This is a genomic window from Methylobacterium sp. Leaf466 (genome assembly GCF_001425565.1).
Taxonomy (GTDB): Bacteria; Pseudomonadota; Alphaproteobacteria; order Rhizobiales; family Beijerinckiaceae; genus Methylobacterium.
This window is the reverse complement of the sequence record NZ_LMRC01000033.1, coordinates 19,754-36,212: the sequence shown is the minus strand read 5'-3', so window position 1 is coordinate 36,212 and position 16,459 is coordinate 19,754. Positions and strand designations below refer to the sequence as shown.

At 69.4% G+C, this 16,459-nt stretch carries 17 protein-coding genes; 10 read left to right on the top strand and 7 right to left on the bottom strand.

The window, feature by feature from the left end:
* The first annotated feature begins 45 nt into the window (after positions 1-45).
* From nuoL to ASG59_RS20070, 8 genes are all read left to right on the top strand, one after another.
* Entirely contained in the window at positions 46-2,127 is a 2,082-nt protein-coding gene (nuoL, locus tag ASG59_RS15110; protein WP_056409773.1) for an NADH-quinone oxidoreductase subunit L, read from the top strand.
* Positions 2,128-2,165: 38 nt separating this feature from the next.
* Positions 2,166-3,686, top strand: coding sequence for an NADH-quinone oxidoreductase subunit M (locus tag ASG59_RS15105; RefSeq protein ID WP_055879163.1), 1,521 nt, complete (start codon positions 2,166-2,168; stop codon positions 3,684-3,686).
* A gap of 10 nt (positions 3,687-3,696) precedes the next feature.
* Positions 3,697-5,139 (top strand): NADH-quinone oxidoreductase subunit NuoN, encoded by a 1,443-nt coding sequence (gene nuoN / locus ASG59_RS15100; protein WP_055879167.1) that lies wholly within the window; start codon positions 3,697-3,699, stop codon positions 5,137-5,139.
* 7 nt (positions 5,140-5,146) lie between these two features.
* Positions 5,147-5,995, top strand: a complete 849-nt coding sequence (locus ASG59_RS15095; protein ID WP_056409770.1) for a biotin--[acetyl-CoA-carboxylase] ligase — start codon at positions 5,147-5,149, stop codon at positions 5,993-5,995.
* Between the two features lie 13 nt (positions 5,996-6,008).
* Positions 6,009-7,682, top strand: coding sequence for a ribonuclease J (locus tag ASG59_RS15090; protein WP_055879175.1), 1,674 nt, complete (start codon positions 6,009-6,011; stop codon positions 7,680-7,682).
* 68 nt (positions 7,683-7,750) lie between these two features.
* Positions 7,751-8,155 carry a methylmalonyl-CoA epimerase gene (mce, locus tag ASG59_RS15085; RefSeq protein WP_055879178.1) on the top strand — a complete coding sequence of 135 codons (405 nt, stop codon included), beginning with the start codon at positions 7,751-7,753 and terminating at the stop codon, positions 8,153-8,155.
* The gene (locus ASG59_RS15080; RefSeq protein WP_056409767.1) at positions 8,152-8,487 is read left to right on the top strand and encodes a DUF1467 family protein; all 336 of its coding nucleotides are present in this window, start codon (positions 8,152-8,154) and stop codon (positions 8,485-8,487) included. Before mce ends, ASG59_RS15080 begins: the two co-directional genes overlap by 4 nt.
* Positions 8,488-8,501: 14 nt before the next feature.
* The gene (locus ASG59_RS20070) at positions 8,502-8,654 is read left to right on the top strand and encodes a DUF2256 domain-containing protein (protein WP_200945970.1); all 153 of its coding nucleotides are present in this window, start codon (positions 8,502-8,504) and stop codon (positions 8,652-8,654) included.
* Positions 8,655-8,664: 10 nt separating this feature from the next.
* Here ASG59_RS20070 and ASG59_RS15075 read toward each other — a convergent pair whose 3' ends face one another.
* From ASG59_RS15075 to ASG59_RS15060, 4 genes are read right to left on the bottom strand one after another with little or no spacing between them, the layout of a single operon-like run.
* Complete coding sequence (locus ASG59_RS15075) at positions 8,665-9,252, bottom strand: nucleotidyltransferase family protein (RefSeq protein ID WP_055881047.1); 588 nt, start codon at positions 9,250-9,252, stop codon at positions 8,665-8,667.
* Positions 9,245-10,270, bottom strand: a complete 1,026-nt coding sequence (locus ASG59_RS15070) for a molybdopterin-binding protein (protein WP_056409764.1) — start codon at positions 10,268-10,270, stop codon at positions 9,245-9,247. The genes ASG59_RS15075 and ASG59_RS15070 overlap by 8 nt, the downstream gene beginning before the upstream one ends.
* A complete protein-coding gene (locus ASG59_RS15065) occupies positions 10,267-11,019 on the bottom strand; it encodes an XdhC family protein (protein WP_082523838.1) in 753 nt (250 codons plus the stop codon). The genes ASG59_RS15070 and ASG59_RS15065 overlap by 4 nt, the downstream gene beginning before the upstream one ends.
* Before the next feature lie 12 nt (positions 11,020-11,031).
* Complete coding sequence (locus ASG59_RS15060) at positions 11,032-11,355, bottom strand: XdhC family protein (RefSeq protein WP_055879188.1); 324 nt, start codon at positions 11,353-11,355, stop codon at positions 11,032-11,034.
* A gap of 186 nt (positions 11,356-11,541) precedes the next feature.
* Here ASG59_RS15060 and ASG59_RS15055 point away from each other — a divergent pair, with 186 nt between their 5' ends.
* Together ASG59_RS15055 and infA are read left to right on the top strand one after the other, a co-directional pair.
* Positions 11,542-12,687 carry a branched-chain amino acid ABC transporter substrate-binding protein gene (locus ASG59_RS15055; protein WP_056409761.1) on the top strand — a complete coding sequence of 382 codons (1,146 nt, stop codon included), beginning with the start codon at positions 11,542-11,544 and terminating at the stop codon, positions 12,685-12,687.
* Positions 12,688-12,941: 254 nt separating this feature from the next.
* Complete coding sequence (gene infA / locus ASG59_RS15050; RefSeq protein ID WP_055879197.1) at positions 12,942-13,214, top strand: translation initiation factor IF-1; 273 nt, start codon at positions 12,942-12,944, stop codon at positions 13,212-13,214.
* Positions 13,215-13,540: 326 nt separating this feature from the next.
* On the opposite strand, the gene ASG59_RS15045 is transcribed toward infA, so the two are convergent.
* The 3 genes from ASG59_RS15045 to ASG59_RS15035 all read right to left on the bottom strand — a co-directional run bounded on the left by ASG59_RS15045 (position 13,541) and on the right by ASG59_RS15035 (position 16,382).
* Positions 13,541-13,849, bottom strand: a complete 309-nt coding sequence (locus tag ASG59_RS15045; RefSeq protein ID WP_055879200.1) for a hypothetical protein — start codon at positions 13,847-13,849, stop codon at positions 13,541-13,543.
* Positions 13,850-14,079: 230 nt separating this feature from the next.
* Entirely contained in the window at positions 14,080-15,282 is a 1,203-nt protein-coding gene (locus ASG59_RS15040; protein ID WP_056280484.1) for a pyridoxal phosphate-dependent aminotransferase, read from the bottom strand.
* Positions 15,283-15,440: 158 nt separating this feature from the next.
* Complete coding sequence (locus ASG59_RS15035; RefSeq protein WP_056409757.1) at positions 15,441-16,382, bottom strand: class I SAM-dependent methyltransferase; 942 nt, start codon at positions 16,380-16,382, stop codon at positions 15,441-15,443.
* Positions 16,383-16,459: the final 77 nt, after the last annotated feature.

Below are 16,459 nucleotides of genomic sequence, written 5' to 3'. Positions count from 1 at the left end.
CGTGGTAGGGGCGCAGGCGCGCCCCGCGAGGCCGGACCGAGATAGATGTACCACGCGATCGTCTTCTTTCCCCTCATCGGCGCCCTCGTCGCCGGTCTGCTGGGGCGTCAGCTCGGCCCGCGCCTGTGCGAGTGGATCACCACCGGCTGCCTCGCCTTCTCGGCGCTGCTGTCCTGGGGCGTCTTCCTCGACGGGGGCGGCGAGAGCCTGCGCGTCCAGGTGGCGACCTGGTTTTCCGCCGGCGACCTGAGCGTCGACTGGGCCTTCCGCATCGACACCCTGACCCGCGTCATGCTGGTCGTCGTCACCACGGTCTCGACCCTCGTCCACCTCTATTCGGTCGGCTACATGCACGAGGATCCGCACCGGCAGCGGTTCTTCGCCTACCTGTCGCTGTTCACCTTCGCCATGCTGATGCTGGTGACGGCCGACAACCTCGTGCAGATGTTCTTCGGCTGGGAGGGCGTCGGCCTCGCCTCCTACCTGCTGATCGGGTTCTGGTACGAGAAGCCCTCCGCCAACGCCGCGGCGATGAAGGCCTTCATCGTCAACCGGGTCGGCGATTTCGGCTTCTCGCTGGGCATCTTCCTGGTGTTCGTCCTGTTCGGCTCGGTCGCCTTCGACGGCATCTTCCCGCGCGTGGCCGAACTGAAGGACGCCAGCTTCCACTTCCTCGGCTACGACTGGCATGCGCTGACGCTGGCCTGCCTGCTGCTGTTCATGGGCGCCATGGGCAAGTCGGCGCAGTTCCTGCTGCACACATGGCTGCCGGACGCCATGGAGGGGCCGACCCCCGTCTCGGCCCTCATCCACGCCGCCACCATGGTGACGGCCGGCGTGTTCATGGTGGCGCGCCTTTCGCCGCTGTTCGAACTGGCGCCCGACGCGCTCGTCGTCGTCACGGTGATCGGCGGCATCACCGCCTTCTTCGCGGCCACGGTCGGGCTGGTGCAGAACGACATCAAGCGGGTCATCGCCTATTCGACCTGCTCGCAGCTCGGCTACATGTTCGTGGCGCTCGGCGTCGGCGCCTATTCGGCCGGCGTGTTCCACCTCTTCACCCACGCCTTCTTCAAGGCGCTGCTGTTCCTCGGCGCCGGCTCCGTCATCCACGCCCTGCACCACGAGCAGGACATGCGGAACATGGGCGCGCTGCGGCGGCACATCCCCTTCACCACCGCGATGATGGCGATCGGGACGCTCGCGCTGATCGGCTTCCCGTTCACCGCCGGCTACTACTCGAAGGACGCGATCATCGAGGCGGCCTACGCCTCGACCCGGCCCGGCCACACCCTGGCCTTCATGGCCACCGTGGTCGCGGCGCTGATGACCTCGTTCTATTCCTGGCGCCTGTTCTTCCTCACCTTCGAGGGGCCTGCGCGCTGGGTCTCGCACGAGGCCCACCACGACGACCACGCGCATGCGGCCGTGGCCCACCAGGCCGACGGCGCCCGCGGCCACCACGAGGGCGTCGCCCACGACGATCGCGGCCACGACGTCGAGCCGGCCTCGCACAGCGCCATCGAGCACCACGACCACGCGCCCCATAAGCCGCACGAAAGTCCGCTGGTGATGACGATCCCGCTGGCGATCCTCGCCTTCGGTGCGCTCTTCGCCGGCCTGATCTTCAAGGACCGCTTCATCGGCGAGGGCATGGAAGCGTTCTGGGGGCCGGCCCTGGCGCACGGGCCCGACAACCACATCATGCACGACATCCATTCGGTGCCCAAGATCGTGGCCTATTCCCCCGCGATCATGATGCTGATCGGTTTCGTCCTGGCGTTCTGGATGTACATCCGCCGCCCCGAATTGCCGGGCGCCCTCGCGGACCAGCAGCCGGTGCTGTACCGCTTCCTCCTCAACAAGTGGTACGTCGATGAACTCTACGAGCGCATCTTCGTGCGCCCGGCCAAGGACTTCGGCAAGTTCCTCTGGAAGGAGGGCGACGGGCGCGTCATCGACGGGATGGGGCCGGACGGCATCGCCGCCCGCGTCGCCGACGTCACGCGCGGGGTCGTGCGCCTGCAGACTGGCTACGTCTACCACTACGCCTTCGTGATGCTGGTCGGCGTCGCCGGGCTGATCTCCTGGTACATGGTGTCGGGCGTGCCCAAGGTCGGGCACTGATGGCCCACCTGGTCTTTCCGCTTCGGAGCCCCCGCTAGATGTTCGGCCTCGGTATCCTCTCCGGCCTGCTCATCGTGCCGCTCTGCGGCGCCGCCTTCATCCTCACCCTCGGCGACGAGACCGAGGCGGTGCGCCGCAATGCGCGCTGGGCGGCGCTCGCGACCACGATCGTCACCTTCGTGCTCTCGCTCGTGGCCTGGAGCCGCTACGACACCTCGACAGCGAGCTTCCAGCTCGTCGAGACGCATGCCTGGCTCACCGAGACCATCCGCTTCAAGCTCGGGGTCGACGGCTTCTCGATGCCGCTCGTCCTGCTCACCACCTTCCTGATGCCGTTCTGCATCGCCGCCTCGTGGAACTCGATCGGGACGCGGGTGAAGGAATACTTCGTCGCCTTCCTCGTCCTCGAGACGACGATGATCGGGGTGTTCTGCTCCCTCGACCTGGTGCTGTTCTACCTGTTCTTCGAGGCCGGCTTGATCCCGATGTTCCTCATCATCGGGATCTGGGGCGGCAAGCGACGCATCTACGCCAGCTTCAAGTTCTTCCTCTACACCCTGCTCGGCTCGGTGCTGATGCTGCTCGCCATCATGGCGATGTACTGGCACGCCGGCACCACCGACATCCCGACGCTCCTCACCACCCGCTTCCCCGTTGGCATGCAATGGTGGCTGTGGCTGGCGTTCTTCGCCTCCTTCGCGGTGAAGATGCCGATGTGGCCGGTCCATACCTGGCTGCCCGACGCGCACGTGGAGGCGCCCACCGCCGGGTCGGTGATCCTGGCCGGCATCCTCCTCAAGATGGGCGGCTACGGCTTCATCCGGGTCTCGCTGCCGATGTTCCCGGATGCCAGCCAGGCCTTCGCGCCGCTGGTGTTCGCCCTGTCGGTGATCGCGATCATCTTCACGTCGCTGATCGCCCTCATGCAGACCGACATCAAGAAGCTGATCGCCTATTCCTCGGTCGCCCACATGGGCTTCGTCACGCTCGGCCTCTTCACCCTCAACGAGCAGGGCATCCAGGGCGCCCTGTTCCTGATGATCTCGCACGGCATCGTCTCGGGTGCGCTCTTCCTCTGCGTCGGCGTCGTCTACGACCGCATGCACACCCGCGAGATCGCGGCCTACGGCGGGCTCGTAAAGCGCATGCCGCTGTTCGCCGCCGCGATGATGGTGTTCACCATGGCCAACGTCGGCCTGCCCGGCACCTCCGGATTCGTCGGCGAGTTCCTCGCCATGATGGGGGCGTTCAAGGCCAACCCGACCGTGGCGTTCTTCTCGGTGTTCGGCATCATCCTCTCGGCCGGCTACGCCCTGTGGCTGTATGCGCGGGTGATCTACGGCAAGCTCGAGAAACCGGCCCTGATGGGCATCCTCGACCTCGACCTGCGCGAGAAGATCATCATCGCGCCGCTGGTGGCGCTGACGATCTACTACGGGGTCCACCCGGCTCCGATCCTCGACACCTTCGCCCCCTCGACGGAGGCGCTGATGCAGAGCATGAAGACCGCGCTCTCGACCACGCAGACCGCGGCCGTCGTGCCGCCGGTCGCGCGCTGAAGGTGAACCGATGAACGCCGCCCAGATCGTGATGCCGGCCCTCGGGCCGGCCCTGCCCGAACTGATCCTCGCCGTCGGCGTGCTGGTGCTGATCCTGTACGGCGCCTTCAAGGGCGAGCGCTCGGTGGAGGGAGTCAACGTCGGTGCCCTGCTGCTCCTCGTGCTCGCGCTCTTCGTCGTGGTCTCGCAGACCGGCCTCAAGGTCACCACGCTCAACGGCTCGTTCATCGTCGACGGGTTCTCCCGCGTGATGAAGGCCCTGGTGCTGATCGGCTCGGCCGCGACCATCCTGTTGTCGCGCGACTACTTCCAGCGCGAGCGCATCGACCGGTTCGAGTTCCCGATCCTGGTCGTGTTGTGCACCATCGGCATGATGGTGATGGTCTCGGCCAACGACCTCATCGCCCTCTACCTCGGCCTCGAACTGCAGTCGCTCGCGGCCTACGTCATCGCGGCCTTCCATCGCGACAACCTGAAATCGACCGAGGCGGGCTTGAAGTACTTCGTCCTCGGCGCGCTGTCGTCGGGGATGCTGCTCTACGGCGCCTCGCTCGTCTACGGCTTCACCGGCACGGTCTCGTTCCCCGGCATCGTCTCGGCGCTGCACGAGGGCGCCGGCTTCGGCATTGTGCTGGGCATCGTGTTCGTGGCGGCCGGCGTCGCATTCAAGATGTCGGCGGTGCCGTTCCACATGTGGACGCCCGACGTCTACGAGGGCTCGCCGACGCCGGTGACCGCCTTCTTCGCCTCGGCGCCAAAGATGGCGGCGGTGGCGATGACGGTGCGGATCTTCATGGGCGCATTCCCCGACGTCACCGCGATCTGGCAGCAGATCATCGTCTTCGTGTCCATCGCCTCGATGACGCTCGGCTCCTTCGCGGCCATCGGCCAGACCTCGATCAAGCGGCTGATGGCCTATTCCTCGATCGGCAACGTCGGCTACGCGCTGATCGGCCTCGCCGCCGCCTCCGAGGAGGGCATCCGCGGCGTGGTGATCTACATGATCATCTACCTCGCCATGACGCTGGGCGCCTTCGCGGTCCTGCTGTCCCTGCGCCGGGGCGGCCGGATGTTCGAGACGGTGGACGACCTCTCGGGCCTGTCGCGGACCCATCCGGTGATGGCGTTCTGCCTGGCCGCGATGATGTTCTCGCTCGCCGGCATCCCGCCGCTCGCCGGCTTCTTCGGCAAGTTCTACGTCTTCGCCGCCGCCATCAAGGCCGACCTCCTGGCGCTCGCGGTGATCGGCGTCGTCACCAGCGTGATCGGTGCGTTCTATTACATCCGCCTCGTCAAGGTGATGTACTTCGACGAGCCCAAGGCCCCCTACGAGGCGATGGCCCCGGGCCTGCGCATCGTGCTCGGCCTGTCGAGCGTCGTGGTGATCCTGTTCTGGCTCCTGCCCGCACCGCTGGTCGGCGCCGCCGGGGCCGCGGCCAAGTCGTTGTTCTAGCGCGCGGATGGACTACCGGCTCGGGGCCGCCGCCACGGCGGCCGGTCATCGTCTCGTCGTCCACGACAGCCTCGGCTCCACCAACACCGAGGCCCTGGAGCGTGCGCGCTCCGGCCAGGCCGGGCCGCTCTGGGTGGTCGCCCGGCGCCAGGAGGCCGGTCGCGGCCGGCGCGGCAACGCCTGGACATCGCCGCCCGGCAACCTCGCCGCCAGTCTCCTGCTGGGCGTGGACGACGTCGATCCCGGCAGGCTCGCGACCCTGGGGTTCGTGGCCGGGGTGGCCCTAGTGGATGCGGTCCGTGTGGTGTGCGGCGACGCGCGCACATGCGTTTCGGCCGACGCGACGCCTCGGGACGAGGTCGAGGGATGGGGAGCGACCGAGGTCGGCGGCCCGCGCTTGAAGTGGCCCAACGACGTCCTCCTCGACGGCGGCAAGCTCGCGGGCATCCTGCTGGAGGCGGAAACGCTCCGCGACGGCCGGCGAATCGTGGTCGTCGGCTTCGGCGTCAACGTCGCGGCGGCCCCGGAGGGATTGCCTTATGCCGCGACGTGCCTCAGGCAGGCGGGATGCGTGGTCGACGCGCCGGACGTGCTACGGGCCTTGTCCGACACGATCGTCGCGGCGATGCGGCTGTGGCACCAGGGCGAAGGCTTCGGGCATGTGCGCGCGCGGTGGCTCGCGAGCGCGGCCGGGCTCGGTAGGCCGGTATCGGTGAGCCTCGGCACGAGCCGGGTGCAGGGAATTTTCGAGACGATCGACGACGCCGGACGGCTCGTGGTCGTCTCGGACGACGGAACGCGACGGACCGTGACGGCGGGCGAGGTGCATTTTGGGACGGCCGCGACGGCGGCTTGAGGTTGTGACAGCTATGACGACAAGGCAAGACGAGCTCGTCTTCGTGCCGCTCGGCGGCGTGGGCGAGATCGGGATGAACGCGGCGCTCTACGGCTTCGGGCCGGAGAAGGGTCGCAAATGGATCATGGTCGACTGTGGGATGGGCTTTGCCGGCGAGGAGGGTTTCCCCGGCATCGACCTCATGTTCCCGGACCTCAGCTTCATCGAGGAGCGCCGCGACGACCTGCTGGCGATCTTCATCACCCACGCGCACGAGGACCACATCGGGGCGATCGGCGAACTCTGGCACAAGCTCAAGGTGCCGGTGTACGCGACGCGCTTCGCCAAGAACCTGCTGGAGGCCCGCCGTCTCAGCGAGCCGGGCGCGCCCAAGGTGGTGCTGCGCGAGATCGCGGCCGGAAAGCGCGTCGTGGTCGGCCCGTTCGACATCGAGTTCGTGCCGGTCTCGCACTCGATCCCGGAAGCCAACGCCGTGGCGATCCGCACCCCTTCGGGGCTCGTCCTCCACACCGGCGACTGGAAGCTCGACCTGACCCCGATCCTGGGCGACGTCACCTCGGCCGCCGCCTTCACGGCGCTGGGTGACGAGGGCATCCTGGCGATGGTGTCGGATTCCACCAACGTCATGCGCACCGGCAGCAGCCCGAGCGAGGCCGAGGTCGCCAGCACGCTGGCCGAGCTGATCGCCGAGGCCCCGCATCGGGTCGCCGTCACCACCTTCGCCTCGAACGTCGCCCGCATGCGGGCCGTGGCCCTGGCGGCCAAGGCCTGCGGCCGCGAGGTCGTCGCCGTCGGCCGGGCGATGGACCGGGTGATCGAAGTGGCCAAGGAATGCGGCTTCCTCGACGGGCTGCCCGATTTCCGGCCCGCCAGCGCCTACGGCTACCTGCCCCGCGACAAGGTCGTGGTGCTGCTCACCGGCTCGCAGGGCGAGGACCGCGCGGCCCTGGCCCGCGTTTCCCGCGACGACCACCCCGACGTCACCCTGGCCGCCGGCGACCGCGTGATCTTCTCCTCGCGCGCCATCCCCGGCAACGAGCGTTCGGTCGGCGCGATCATCAACGACCTGATCAACGCCGGCATCGAGGTCGTCACGGACCGGACCGCCCTCGTCCACGTCTCGGGCCATCCGCGCCGCGACGAGATGGCGGAGATGTACGCCTGGACGCGACCGAACACGGTGATCCCCGCCCACGGCGAGGCCCTGCACCTCGACGAGCATGCGCGGTTCGCCCGCGAGCAGGGCGTGCCGAACGTGGTCAAGGCCCGCAACGGCTGCGTCGTGCGCCTCGCACCCGGCACGCCGGAGATCGTCGATCACGTCAAGTCCGGCCGCCTGTTCAAGGACGGCAACGTGCTGGTGGACGCCAAGGACCGGGCGATCCCCGAGCGCCGCAAGCTCTCGCAGTCGGGCATGGTCTCGGTGGCCATCGCCATCGACGATCAGGGCACCGTGCTGGGCGAACCGGCCATCGACATCATGGGCCTGCCCAACCGCGGGCGTACCGGCCAGCCGATGCTCGACGTCGTGGTCGAATCCGTTTCGCGGACGCTGGCCGGGCTCTCGAAGGGCAAGCGCCGGGACTCGGAGGCGGTGGAGAACGCCGTCGACCGCGCCCTGCGCTCGGCCGTCAACGAGGCCTGGGGCAAGAAGCCGGCCTGCCACGTCCAGGTGGTCGAGGTGTGAGATGTCGGACCCTCCCCGCTCCGGGGAGGGAGCCGGCGGCGGATGTTCGAACGAGAGAGGAGCGACACATGATCGGGCGTCTCAACCACGTGGCCATCGCGGTGCGCGATCTCGATGCGGCCTGCGCGATCTATCGCGATACCCTGGGTGCCACGCTCACCGAGCCGCTGCCGCAGCCCGAGCACGGCGTCACGGTCGTGTTCGTGGAACTGCCCAACAGCAAGGTCGAGCTGATGGCGCCGCTCGGTGAAGGCTCGCCCATCGAGAGCTTCGTGGAGCGCAATCCGAACGGGGGCGTCCACCACGTCTGCTACGAGGTCGACGACATCATCGTCGCCCGCGACAAGCTCAAGGCGCAGGGCGCGCGGGTACTGGGCACCGGCGAGCCCCGCATCGGCGCCCACGGCAAGCCCGTGCTGTTCCTCCACCCGAAGGATTTCCTCGGCACACTCGTCGAGCTGGAGCAGGTGTGAGCGCGCTGTTGCAGACGCTGACGACCTCGACCGGGCGGACGCTGGGCACCGTGCTCGCCCTCGGCGCCGCCACGGTGGCGATCGCGGTGGCGTTGTTCGGGCTCTCGATCTTCGGTGCGGTGGCGCTGTATTTCGTGGTGTGGTGGACGCTGCTGTTCGCCATCCTGCCGTTGCGCAACCAGGCCGAGACCGATCCCGCGCGGCTGGTGCCGGGCCAGGACCCCGGCGCTCCCGCGAGCCCGCGCCTGCGCGAGAAGGCGATATGGACAAGCCTCGTGGCCAGCGTCGTCTTCGTGGTCACGGTGGCGGTGCTGCCGCTGGCCGGCCTCTAGGACTCCGGCCGGCCATGGCCCGGATGCGCAAGAAGGCCGACCTGCCGACCAAGACCTGCGCCCATTGCCAGAAGCCGTTCGCCTGGCGAAAGAAGTGGGAGCGGGTCTGGGACGAGGTCCGCTATTGCTCGGACCGGTGCCGGACCGAGGCCAAGCGGTCGGGCTGATTCCGTCCGCTCAGGCGCGATCCAAGGCGTCCGGCGTATCGACGTCGTAGCGCACCGCCGCGTCCATCGCGATCTCCACCACATCCCCGCGCCCGGCCAGCAACCGCCCGGCGCCGCGGTCGCCCGACAGGCGCGCGATGTCCTGCCCGAGGCGGGCGCGATCGAGCAGGACCGGATTGCCGCGCCTGCCGCCATGGATCGGAACGACGGCCGCCGGCCGGGGCTCCCCGGCCGCATAAGCCGCCGCGAGAGCGGCCAGATGGTCGGGCCGGATGCGCGGCATGTCGGCGAGCATGACGATGATCCCGCCGGTCCCGGCCGGGACCGCGGCGAGCCCGAGCCGCAGCGAGCTCGCGAGGCCGTCCTGCGGTGCCGGGTTCGTGAGACAGGCGAGGTCCAGGCCGTCGAGGGCGGCGCGGATGCGCGGACCGTGGGTGCCCAGCACCACCGTCACCGGCCCGAGCCCGCTCGCCAGTGCGGCCTCGGCGGCATGGCGCACCAGGGGCTTGCCCTCGAGGAGGGCGAGGAGTTTGGGCGCCTCGCCGAAGCGGCTGCCCCTGCCGGCGGCGAGCAGGAGGATGGCGATGGCCTCAGGCATCGTCGTCGGCGCGTTCGCCGCCGTCACGCGGCTGGGGCCGCGAGACGATCTCCGTGAGCAGGCCGCCGACGCCCATGGCGACGATGTCGGAGCGCGCCACGGCGAGATCCGCCAGATGCCGCTGCAGCACCCAGTCGAAGCCGTTCTCCTTGGGCGAGCGGGCGCAGCCCGGCGCCCCGATCACCGGCACGTCGCCGCGCGCGCCCACCAGGAGAAGGTTGCCGGGGTCAACCGGCATGCCGAGGTGGACGACATGGCCGCCCGCCGCCTCGATACCCATCGGAATCACGTCGCGGCGGTCGGCGATGGCCGAGGCGCCGAAGATCAGGACGAGGTCGGCGCCGCTTTGCTCGACGAGGGTCGCCACCGCCTCGGCCACCGCCCCGGGTTCGTGGGGAATGCGGACGTCGCCGATCACCGCCGCACCGGTGGGCGCCAGACGGTGCCGGAGGTTGCGCAGGGTCTTGTCGACCGTGGCCGGTTTCAGGCCCGGCAGCAGGGTCGAGACGACCCCGACGCGGCGGCGGCGGTAGGGCGCGATCCGCAGGGGCGGCTCGCGCACGGCGGCGCAGGCCATGGCCAGGACCGGCCCGGGGACGGCGTAGGGAATGATCTTGACCGTCGCCACCATCTCGTCCGCGGCCACCGGCCGGAACGGCGCCAGGGTCGCCACGGTGATGGCCTCGTCGACGCCGTTGATCGCATCGATGCCGGCGCGCTCCACGAGAAGCAGTCCCGCGAGCCCGGCGAACAGGTTGCAGCGCCCGGTGAAGGCGGGCTCCCGCCGCAGCCCGTCCCCGGCGATGCGCTCGGCCAGATGCGAGGCGGCCTCGTCCTCGCCGATGTCGCCGGGCTCCAGGCTCGCCGCCACCACCTCGTCGAGCCCCGCCTCCTGGAGGTGGTGCAAATGCTCGGGCCGGAGGCGGCTGCCCTTGCGCAGGGTCAGCGATCCGGCGCGCAGGGTATGGGCGGTGATGAGACCGCCCGCCCGGGCGGTCGGAACGCGACCGAACTTCACGCGCCGCCCGAAACTTGGCTAGAGCTGCCAGCGGCTTGACCCGGCGTGCCAGCGGCTTGCCCCGCACTACTCTTGCGCTGGCTCGCGACGATCTGGGCGAGGATCGAGACCGCGATCTCGGCCGGGCTGACCGCCCCGATGTCGAGGCCGATCGGGGCCGCGATCCGTCCGATCTCGGCCGCCGAAAACCCGGCCTCCGTCAACCGCTCCACCCGCCGGGCGTGGGTCTTACGCGAGCCCAGCGCCCCGACGTAGAAGCACTGCGCCTTCAGGGCGGCGATCAGGGCGGGGTCGTCGATCTTTGGGTCGTGGGTGAGGGCGACCAGGGCGCAGTAGCGGTCGAGCGGCGGCACCGACGAGGCGAAGGCCTCGTCCGGCCATTGCGTCACCAGGGTGGTGCCGGGAAAGCGGTCGGGCGTCGCAAAGGCGGTGCGCGGGTCGATGACGCTGACGGACAGGTCGAGGGCCGCCGCCATCGGGCAGAGGGCCTGGCTGATGTGCACCGCCCCGATCACCACGAGGCGGACCGGCGGCACCTGCACGGTGAGGAACACCTGCCGGCCCTCGATGGTGACGAGGCCGCTCTTGCCCGACAGGAGGTGGCGCGTGAGGAGGTCGGCGAGGGGATCGTCGCCGATCTGCGCCTCGCGCACCACGCGCTGGCCACCGTCGTCGAGGTCGCTGAGCAGGATCGCGGCCCGGCGGGCGGCCCGCTCGGCGTTGAGGATGGCGAGGGTCTCGAGCTTCATGACGCGGCCGGTTCAGTCGATCCGTTCGACGAAGACGCGGATGCGCCCGCCGCAGGAGAGGCCGACCCGCCAGGCGGTCTCGTCGGCCACTCCGAATTCGATCACCCGGGGGTGCCCGTCGGCGATGGCCTCGAGCCCCTCGGTGATCACCGCGCCCTCGACGCACCCGCCGGAGACCGAGCCGAGGAAGTTGCCGTCCTCGTCCACCACGAGGTGGCTGCCCACCGGGCGCGGAGCCGAGCCCCAGGTCTCGACCACGGTGGCCAAAGCCACCTGCCGCCCGTCGCGCCGCCAGGATTCGGCCGCCTTGAGGATGTCGGTCTCGGCCGAGAGCATGGATCGCCTCCGCTGCGGTCCGCACGTCGCCGCCCCGCTCAAGGTAGGCCCTCTTCACGACAGAACAATCTGCAATCGACGATTCCGCCACGCGGCACCGGCCGGCACACCTCGTCCGGCTGCGCTTTCGCACCGGCGCGCCCGGCGCTATCCTCGCATCGGGACCGGCGGATCGGGCGGGCTTTCATGGGCGGAGTTCTTTGGGCGGCCCTGGCGTTCGCCGTGCTGACGATGTCCGGGTGGGGGCTCGCGGCAGAGGCGCAGACCGTCGTCAGGATCGGGCTGTCCGCCCCCCTCACCGGCCCCGATGCCGCCTTCGGGCAGGGCATGCGGCTGGCGGCCGAGCAGGCCGTGGCCGATCTCAACCGTACCGGCGGGCAGACGTTCGCCCTGGTCGTCGCCGACGACGGCGGCGACCCGCGCCAGGGGCTCGCCGCAGCCAAACGCCTCGCCGCCGACAAGGTCGGATTCGTGGTCGGCCCCCTCACCCCCTCCGTGGCCGCCCTCGTCGCCCCGGCCTACGAGGCCGCCGGCATCGTCCTGGTCACGCCCGGCGTCTCCTGGGCGCCGCTGACCGCCCGCGGGGCCTGGAACGTCTTTCGCACCGGCGGCAGCGACGCCGAACAGGGCCGGATCGCCGGCACCCATCTCGCGCAGGCCTACGGCGGCCGGCGCATCGGGATCGTCCACGACAAGTCGGCGTTCGGACGCGGCCTCGCCGACGAGGTCTCGCGGGTCCTGAAGGCCTCCGGGCGGACGGATGCCGCCTTCGAGGGGTTCGACCGCGGCGAGCGCGACCTGTCGCGGCTGGTGGCGCGCCTCGCCCGGGCGCAGGTGGAGGTGGTCTATTTCGGCGGGCTCGCGGCGGACGCCGCCGTCCTGGTCAAGGCCCTGCGAAACGCGGGCCTCACCGTGCCCCTCGTCGGCAGCGACGGCCTGATCGACAGGGATTTCGCGCCCGATGCCGAAGGCACGCTGATGACGGCGCTGCCCGAGCCGCGCAAGCTTCCCGATCCCAAACTTCCCGATCCCAAGCAAGCAGACCTCAAGGGGGCCACCGCGCGGTCCCCGCGCAGCCCCGAGGCCGAGGCGATCGCCGGACGGACCTACGCGGCGGTGGAGGTGCTCGCGCGGGCGATGGCGCAGGCGAAGTCGACGGACGGGCGCAAGGTCGCCGCTTGGCTCCATGCGGGCCGGCCCGTGAAGACCCTGATCGGCGACGTCAGCTACGACGCCCGCGGCGACCTGACCGCCTCGGGCTACGCCCTCCACGCGTGGCGTCGCACCGGCGACGGCCGAGTCGACTACGTCGGGAATCAGATCACCCCGTGATGGCGCGGCGTGCGCCAGACGTTCGGGCCGGCGACAGCTGTCGAGAGAAGCGACTCGGCAACCCTGTCGCGGAACTGTCCGGGTGAGGCCGGCGCTAAAAGCTTGCGTGGATACGGCGCGAACATTATGTGCAGGACACGCTTGCCGGTGATGCGCATCCGATTCTTTCGGACCCGCCGCCCCCAGCGTCTCGCCGAACGGGTCGATTGTGGTGTCCCGGCCGCCTCGTTCGGGCGTCCGGCTGGAGATGGTGAATGGCGAAAGAAGAGTTGATGCAGTTCGACGGTCTCGTGATCGAGATCCTGCCGGATGCGCGCTACCGCGTGCAGCTCGACCAGGGTCACGAGATCGTGGCCTACACGGCCGGCAAGATGAAGAAGAACCGCATCAAGACCCTGGCCGGGGACCGCGTCACCGTCGAGATGTCGCCCTACGACCTCGAGAAGGGCCGTCTCGTGTTCCGCCACAAGGACGAGCGTTCCGCCGGTCCGCGTCCGCCGATCCGCGGCCAGTTCCGCCGTCGCTGAACGTCTTCGTCTCCGTCGCCCCTTTCCCGACCACGACACGACCCCGGACCGGCCTGCCCTCGCGCCGCCCGTCCGGGCCGATCTCCACCGTCCGTTCGGCTAGCAGGCGGTGATGTCCCCCGTATCATGAGTGCGCGACAGCCGGTGGCTTTTGCCGTCGGCGGGGCTCGATGGCCTGCGCGCGCTTCGAGATAGCGTTTTCCCGACCCCTGGTGCCGGCTCCGGAACCTCCCGTCATGCGTGGCACGGTCTGGGCGGTCATTCCCGCCGCGACGGCTCGGGGAGGCTCATCGGACCCCGATGCAGGCCGAGCGAACGATGGCCGATCAGCGCTTGGCCGTCTCGGCGCGCTTGGGCTTGGCCTTCTCCGGCGCCGTCCCGGCGATCAGCTCCGAAAGCCGGCGCTGGTCGAATCCGGCGGCCCCGTCCTTGCCGCTCGCCTTGGTCGCCTCGACGCTCGTCCGGTCCCCGCCCCTGGGCGCGATCGAGCCGGTGGTCACCGGGTCGGCCGGGGCGGCGGCGGCACGCGCCTCCGCGGCCGGCTCGCGCTGGACCCTGAGCGCCCAGTGCGCGGCGGTGGACAGTGCGGCGATCGCGAGGATCGCCTTGATCCCGCCCGTCAGAAGGCGTCGCATGATGGTCTCGTCCGGATCTGCACGATGGTCGGGGAACGGTTCCCCGTCCGAGCGCCATTCTGCGCAAAGATCCCTAATGGATGCTTGCCCGACGCAACGTATTCAGTCTCGGAACGATGCAGGGATGAATATTCTGCGTATGGCGGCCGAACGGACAGGGCCGCGCGACCCTTTCTGAGGTCGCGCGGCCCTGTGTCGTCGTTACGCGTTCGGCCCTCGGCCGATGGGGTTCAGCTCAGGGAGCCGCAGAACCGCTGGATGCGGTTGCAGGCTTCCTCGAGGGCGCTGTTCGAGGTAGCGTAGGAGATGCGCAGGTTCGGCCCCAGCCCGAAGGCCGAGCCGTGGACGGCGGCGACGCCCTCGGCCTGGAGCAGTTCCACCACGAAATCCTCGTCGGTCTCGATCACCTTGCCCGACGGGGTCTTGCGCCCGATCGTCTCGGCGCAGGACGGATAGACGTAGAAGGCCCCCTCCGGCGTCGGGCACTTCAGGCCCTTGGTCTGATTGAGCATCGACACCACGAGGTCGCGGCGTTCGTGGAAGGCGGCACGGAACTGGGCGAGATGGTCCTGCGGCCCGTCGAGCGCGGCCACCGCCGCCCATTGCGAGATCGACGAGGCTCCCGAGGTCTGCTGGCCCTGCACGAAGTCCATCGCCTTGATCAGGTGCTCGGGGCCGGCGGCGTAGCCGATGCGCCAGCCGGTCATCGCATAGGCCTTCGAGACGCCGTTCATGGTGAGCGTGCGCTCGTACAGGCCCGGCTCGACCTGGGCCGGGGTCACGAACGCGAAATCGCCGTAGCAGAGGTGCTCGTACATGTCGTCGGTGAGCACCCAGACGTGCGGGTGGCGCATCAGCACGTCGGTGATCGCCTTGAGCTCGTCGCGGGCGTAGGCCGCCCCCGAGGGGTTCGAGGGCGAGTTGAGGATGATCCACTTGGTCTTTGGGGTGATCACCCGCTCCAGCTCCTCGGGCTGGAGCTTGAAGTCGTGCGCCATGTCGGTCTCGGCGAAGACGGGCGTGCCGCCGCACAGCACCACCATCTCCGGGTAGGAGACCCAGTAGGGGCGCGGGATCACCACCTCGTCGCCCGGGTTCAGGGTGGCGAGCAGCGCGTTGTAAATGACGTGCTTGCCGCCGGTGCCGACGATGGTCTGGCTCGGCTTGTAGTCGAGCCCGTTCTCGCGCTTGAACTTCTTGGCGATGGCCTCGCGCAGGGGCACGATGCCCGAGACCGGCGGATACTTGGTCTCGCCGCGCCGGATCGCTTCGATGGCCGCGTCCTTGATGTGGTCGGGCGTGTCGAAGTCGGGCTCGCCCACCGACAGGCTGATCACGTCCATGCCCTTGGCTTTGAGCTCGCGCGCCTTCTGCGTCATCGCGATGGTCGCGGATGGCTTCACGCGGGAAAGGGCGTCGGACAGAAAGCCCATGGCGGCATGCTCCTGGTCATCGGGTTTGGCGCAGTGCGAGGAGACGAAAAACTCGCCTGCGGCGGCGGGACCGTAGTGATGCAAGCCAACAGGGGCAAGATCTCGGCCGGCCCGTACAGAACAACCCTGCCTCGCGCTGCCGTCTCGTGCGGAAGCGGTCACTTCCTGGCGAAAAGAACCGTCGCACAGGCGAGTTCGAGGAGCTTGTCGTGGGAGAGACCGCGGCAATGGGCACCGTCGAGCTGTTCCATCGGCGCGCGCAGCAGGTCGGCGACGGTCATCTTCTTGAAGCGCTTGCGCAGGTCGGGCGGCAGGCCCGCGGCCCAGGAGGCCAGGATCCAGTTCAACGCCCAGACCGGATGGGTGGAATCGATCACCGTCACATCCTCGACGGTGATGTGATCCTCGAAAAGACGCCGCAGGCCCTGCGGCGTCGCGTTGAAATAGTGATGCGGGTAGCCGTGATAGGGCTGCAGGAACGGCATGCCGCAATAGAGCCGCCCGCCGGGCTTGAGCACCCGCGTCAGCTCCCGCGCGCAGGTGAAGGGGTCGCGGACATGTTCGAGCACGGCCACCGAGATGACGGCATCGAAGCTGTCGTCCCGGAAGGGCAGTTTCTCGCCCACCCCCAGCACGTCGGTGGAGGGGTAATCGACGATCTCGTAGTTGACGACGTTCTCGAAATAGACCGGACGGTTGCCGGCACCGCAATCGAGGACGAGCCCGTCCGGGTAGCTCTCGACGAGTTCGAGGCCGTGAGCGTCGTAGGCGTTCGAGGACACCGAGTTCGTCGCGACGATGCGGTTCTCGTCACGCAGCTCGCGCGTCAGGAAATTGGCGAGATCGCTTTCCCAGGTGCACGCCATGTCGTCCCGCAGGAGCGGCCGAACCCGCGCCATCTTGGTCGCGCGCGCCGCCGCGAGGTCGGGATTGTGAACCGCGATCGGACGGCCCTCGCGCAGGCCGAAGCGCTTGACGTGGTCGTAGGTGGAGGCGAGCCGGCCGTCTGCCACGAAAGCCCGCACGTCGGGATTGCAGGAGAGGTATCGCCCCTCGTCGTAATTCTCTTCCGTGACGGGAACCATGAGGGCGAGCGGCATGGGGCATCCGATGGCGGGAGTCCGCGCCGGCGACCGCCGGCGTGAAGGTCGCCCGGTCTAGCCGGTTCCAGGCCGGG

Excerpts from the sequence above, each read along its gene's own strand:
- nuoL (WP_056409773.1), top strand. The coding sequence starts at position 46 with ATGTACCACGCGATCGTCTTCTTTCCCCTCATCGGCGCCCTCGTCGCC.
- ASG59_RS15045 (WP_055879200.1), bottom strand. The coding sequence starts at position 13,849 with ATGCGACGCCTTCTGACGGGCGGGATCAAGGCGATCCTCGCGATCGCC.
- ASG59_RS15095 (WP_056409770.1), top strand. The coding sequence starts at position 5,147 with ATGGACTACCGGCTCGGGGCCGCCGCCACGGCGGCCGGTCATCGTCTC.
- ASG59_RS15055 (WP_056409761.1), top strand. The coding sequence starts at position 11,542 with ATGGGCGGAGTTCTTTGGGCGGCCCTGGCGTTCGCCGTGCTGACGATG.
- ASG59_RS15040 (WP_056280484.1), bottom strand. The coding sequence starts at position 15,282 with ATGGGCTTTCTGTCCGACGCCCTTTCCCGCGTGAAGCCATCCGCGACC.
- ASG59_RS15105 (WP_055879163.1), top strand. The coding sequence starts at position 2,166 with ATGTTCGGCCTCGGTATCCTCTCCGGCCTGCTCATCGTGCCGCTCTGC.
- infA (WP_055879197.1), top strand. The coding sequence starts at position 12,942 with ATGGCGAAAGAAGAGTTGATGCAGTTCGACGGTCTCGTGATCGAGATC.
- ASG59_RS15090 (WP_055879175.1), top strand. The coding sequence starts at position 6,009 with ATGACGACAAGGCAAGACGAGCTCGTCTTCGTGCCGCTCGGCGGCGTG.
- ASG59_RS15060 (WP_055879188.1), bottom strand. The coding sequence starts at position 11,355 with ATGCTCTCGGCCGAGACCGACATCCTCAAGGCGGCCGAATCCTGGCGG.
- ASG59_RS15075 (WP_055881047.1), bottom strand. The coding sequence starts at position 9,252 with ATGCCTGAGGCCATCGCCATCCTCCTGCTCGCCGCCGGCAGGGGCAGC.
- ASG59_RS15065 (WP_082523838.1), bottom strand. The coding sequence starts at position 11,019 with ATGAAGCTCGAGACCCTCGCCATCCTCAACGCCGAGCGGGCCGCCCGC.
- nuoN (WP_055879167.1), top strand. The coding sequence starts at position 3,697 with ATGAACGCCGCCCAGATCGTGATGCCGGCCCTCGGGCCGGCCCTGCCC.
- ASG59_RS15035 (WP_056409757.1), bottom strand. The coding sequence starts at position 16,382 with ATGCCGCTCGCCCTCATGGTTCCCGTCACGGAAGAGAATTACGACGAG.
- ASG59_RS20070 (WP_200945970.1), top strand. The coding sequence starts at position 8,502 with ATGGCCCGGATGCGCAAGAAGGCCGACCTGCCGACCAAGACCTGCGCC.
- mce (WP_055879178.1), top strand. The coding sequence starts at position 7,751 with ATGATCGGGCGTCTCAACCACGTGGCCATCGCGGTGCGCGATCTCGAT.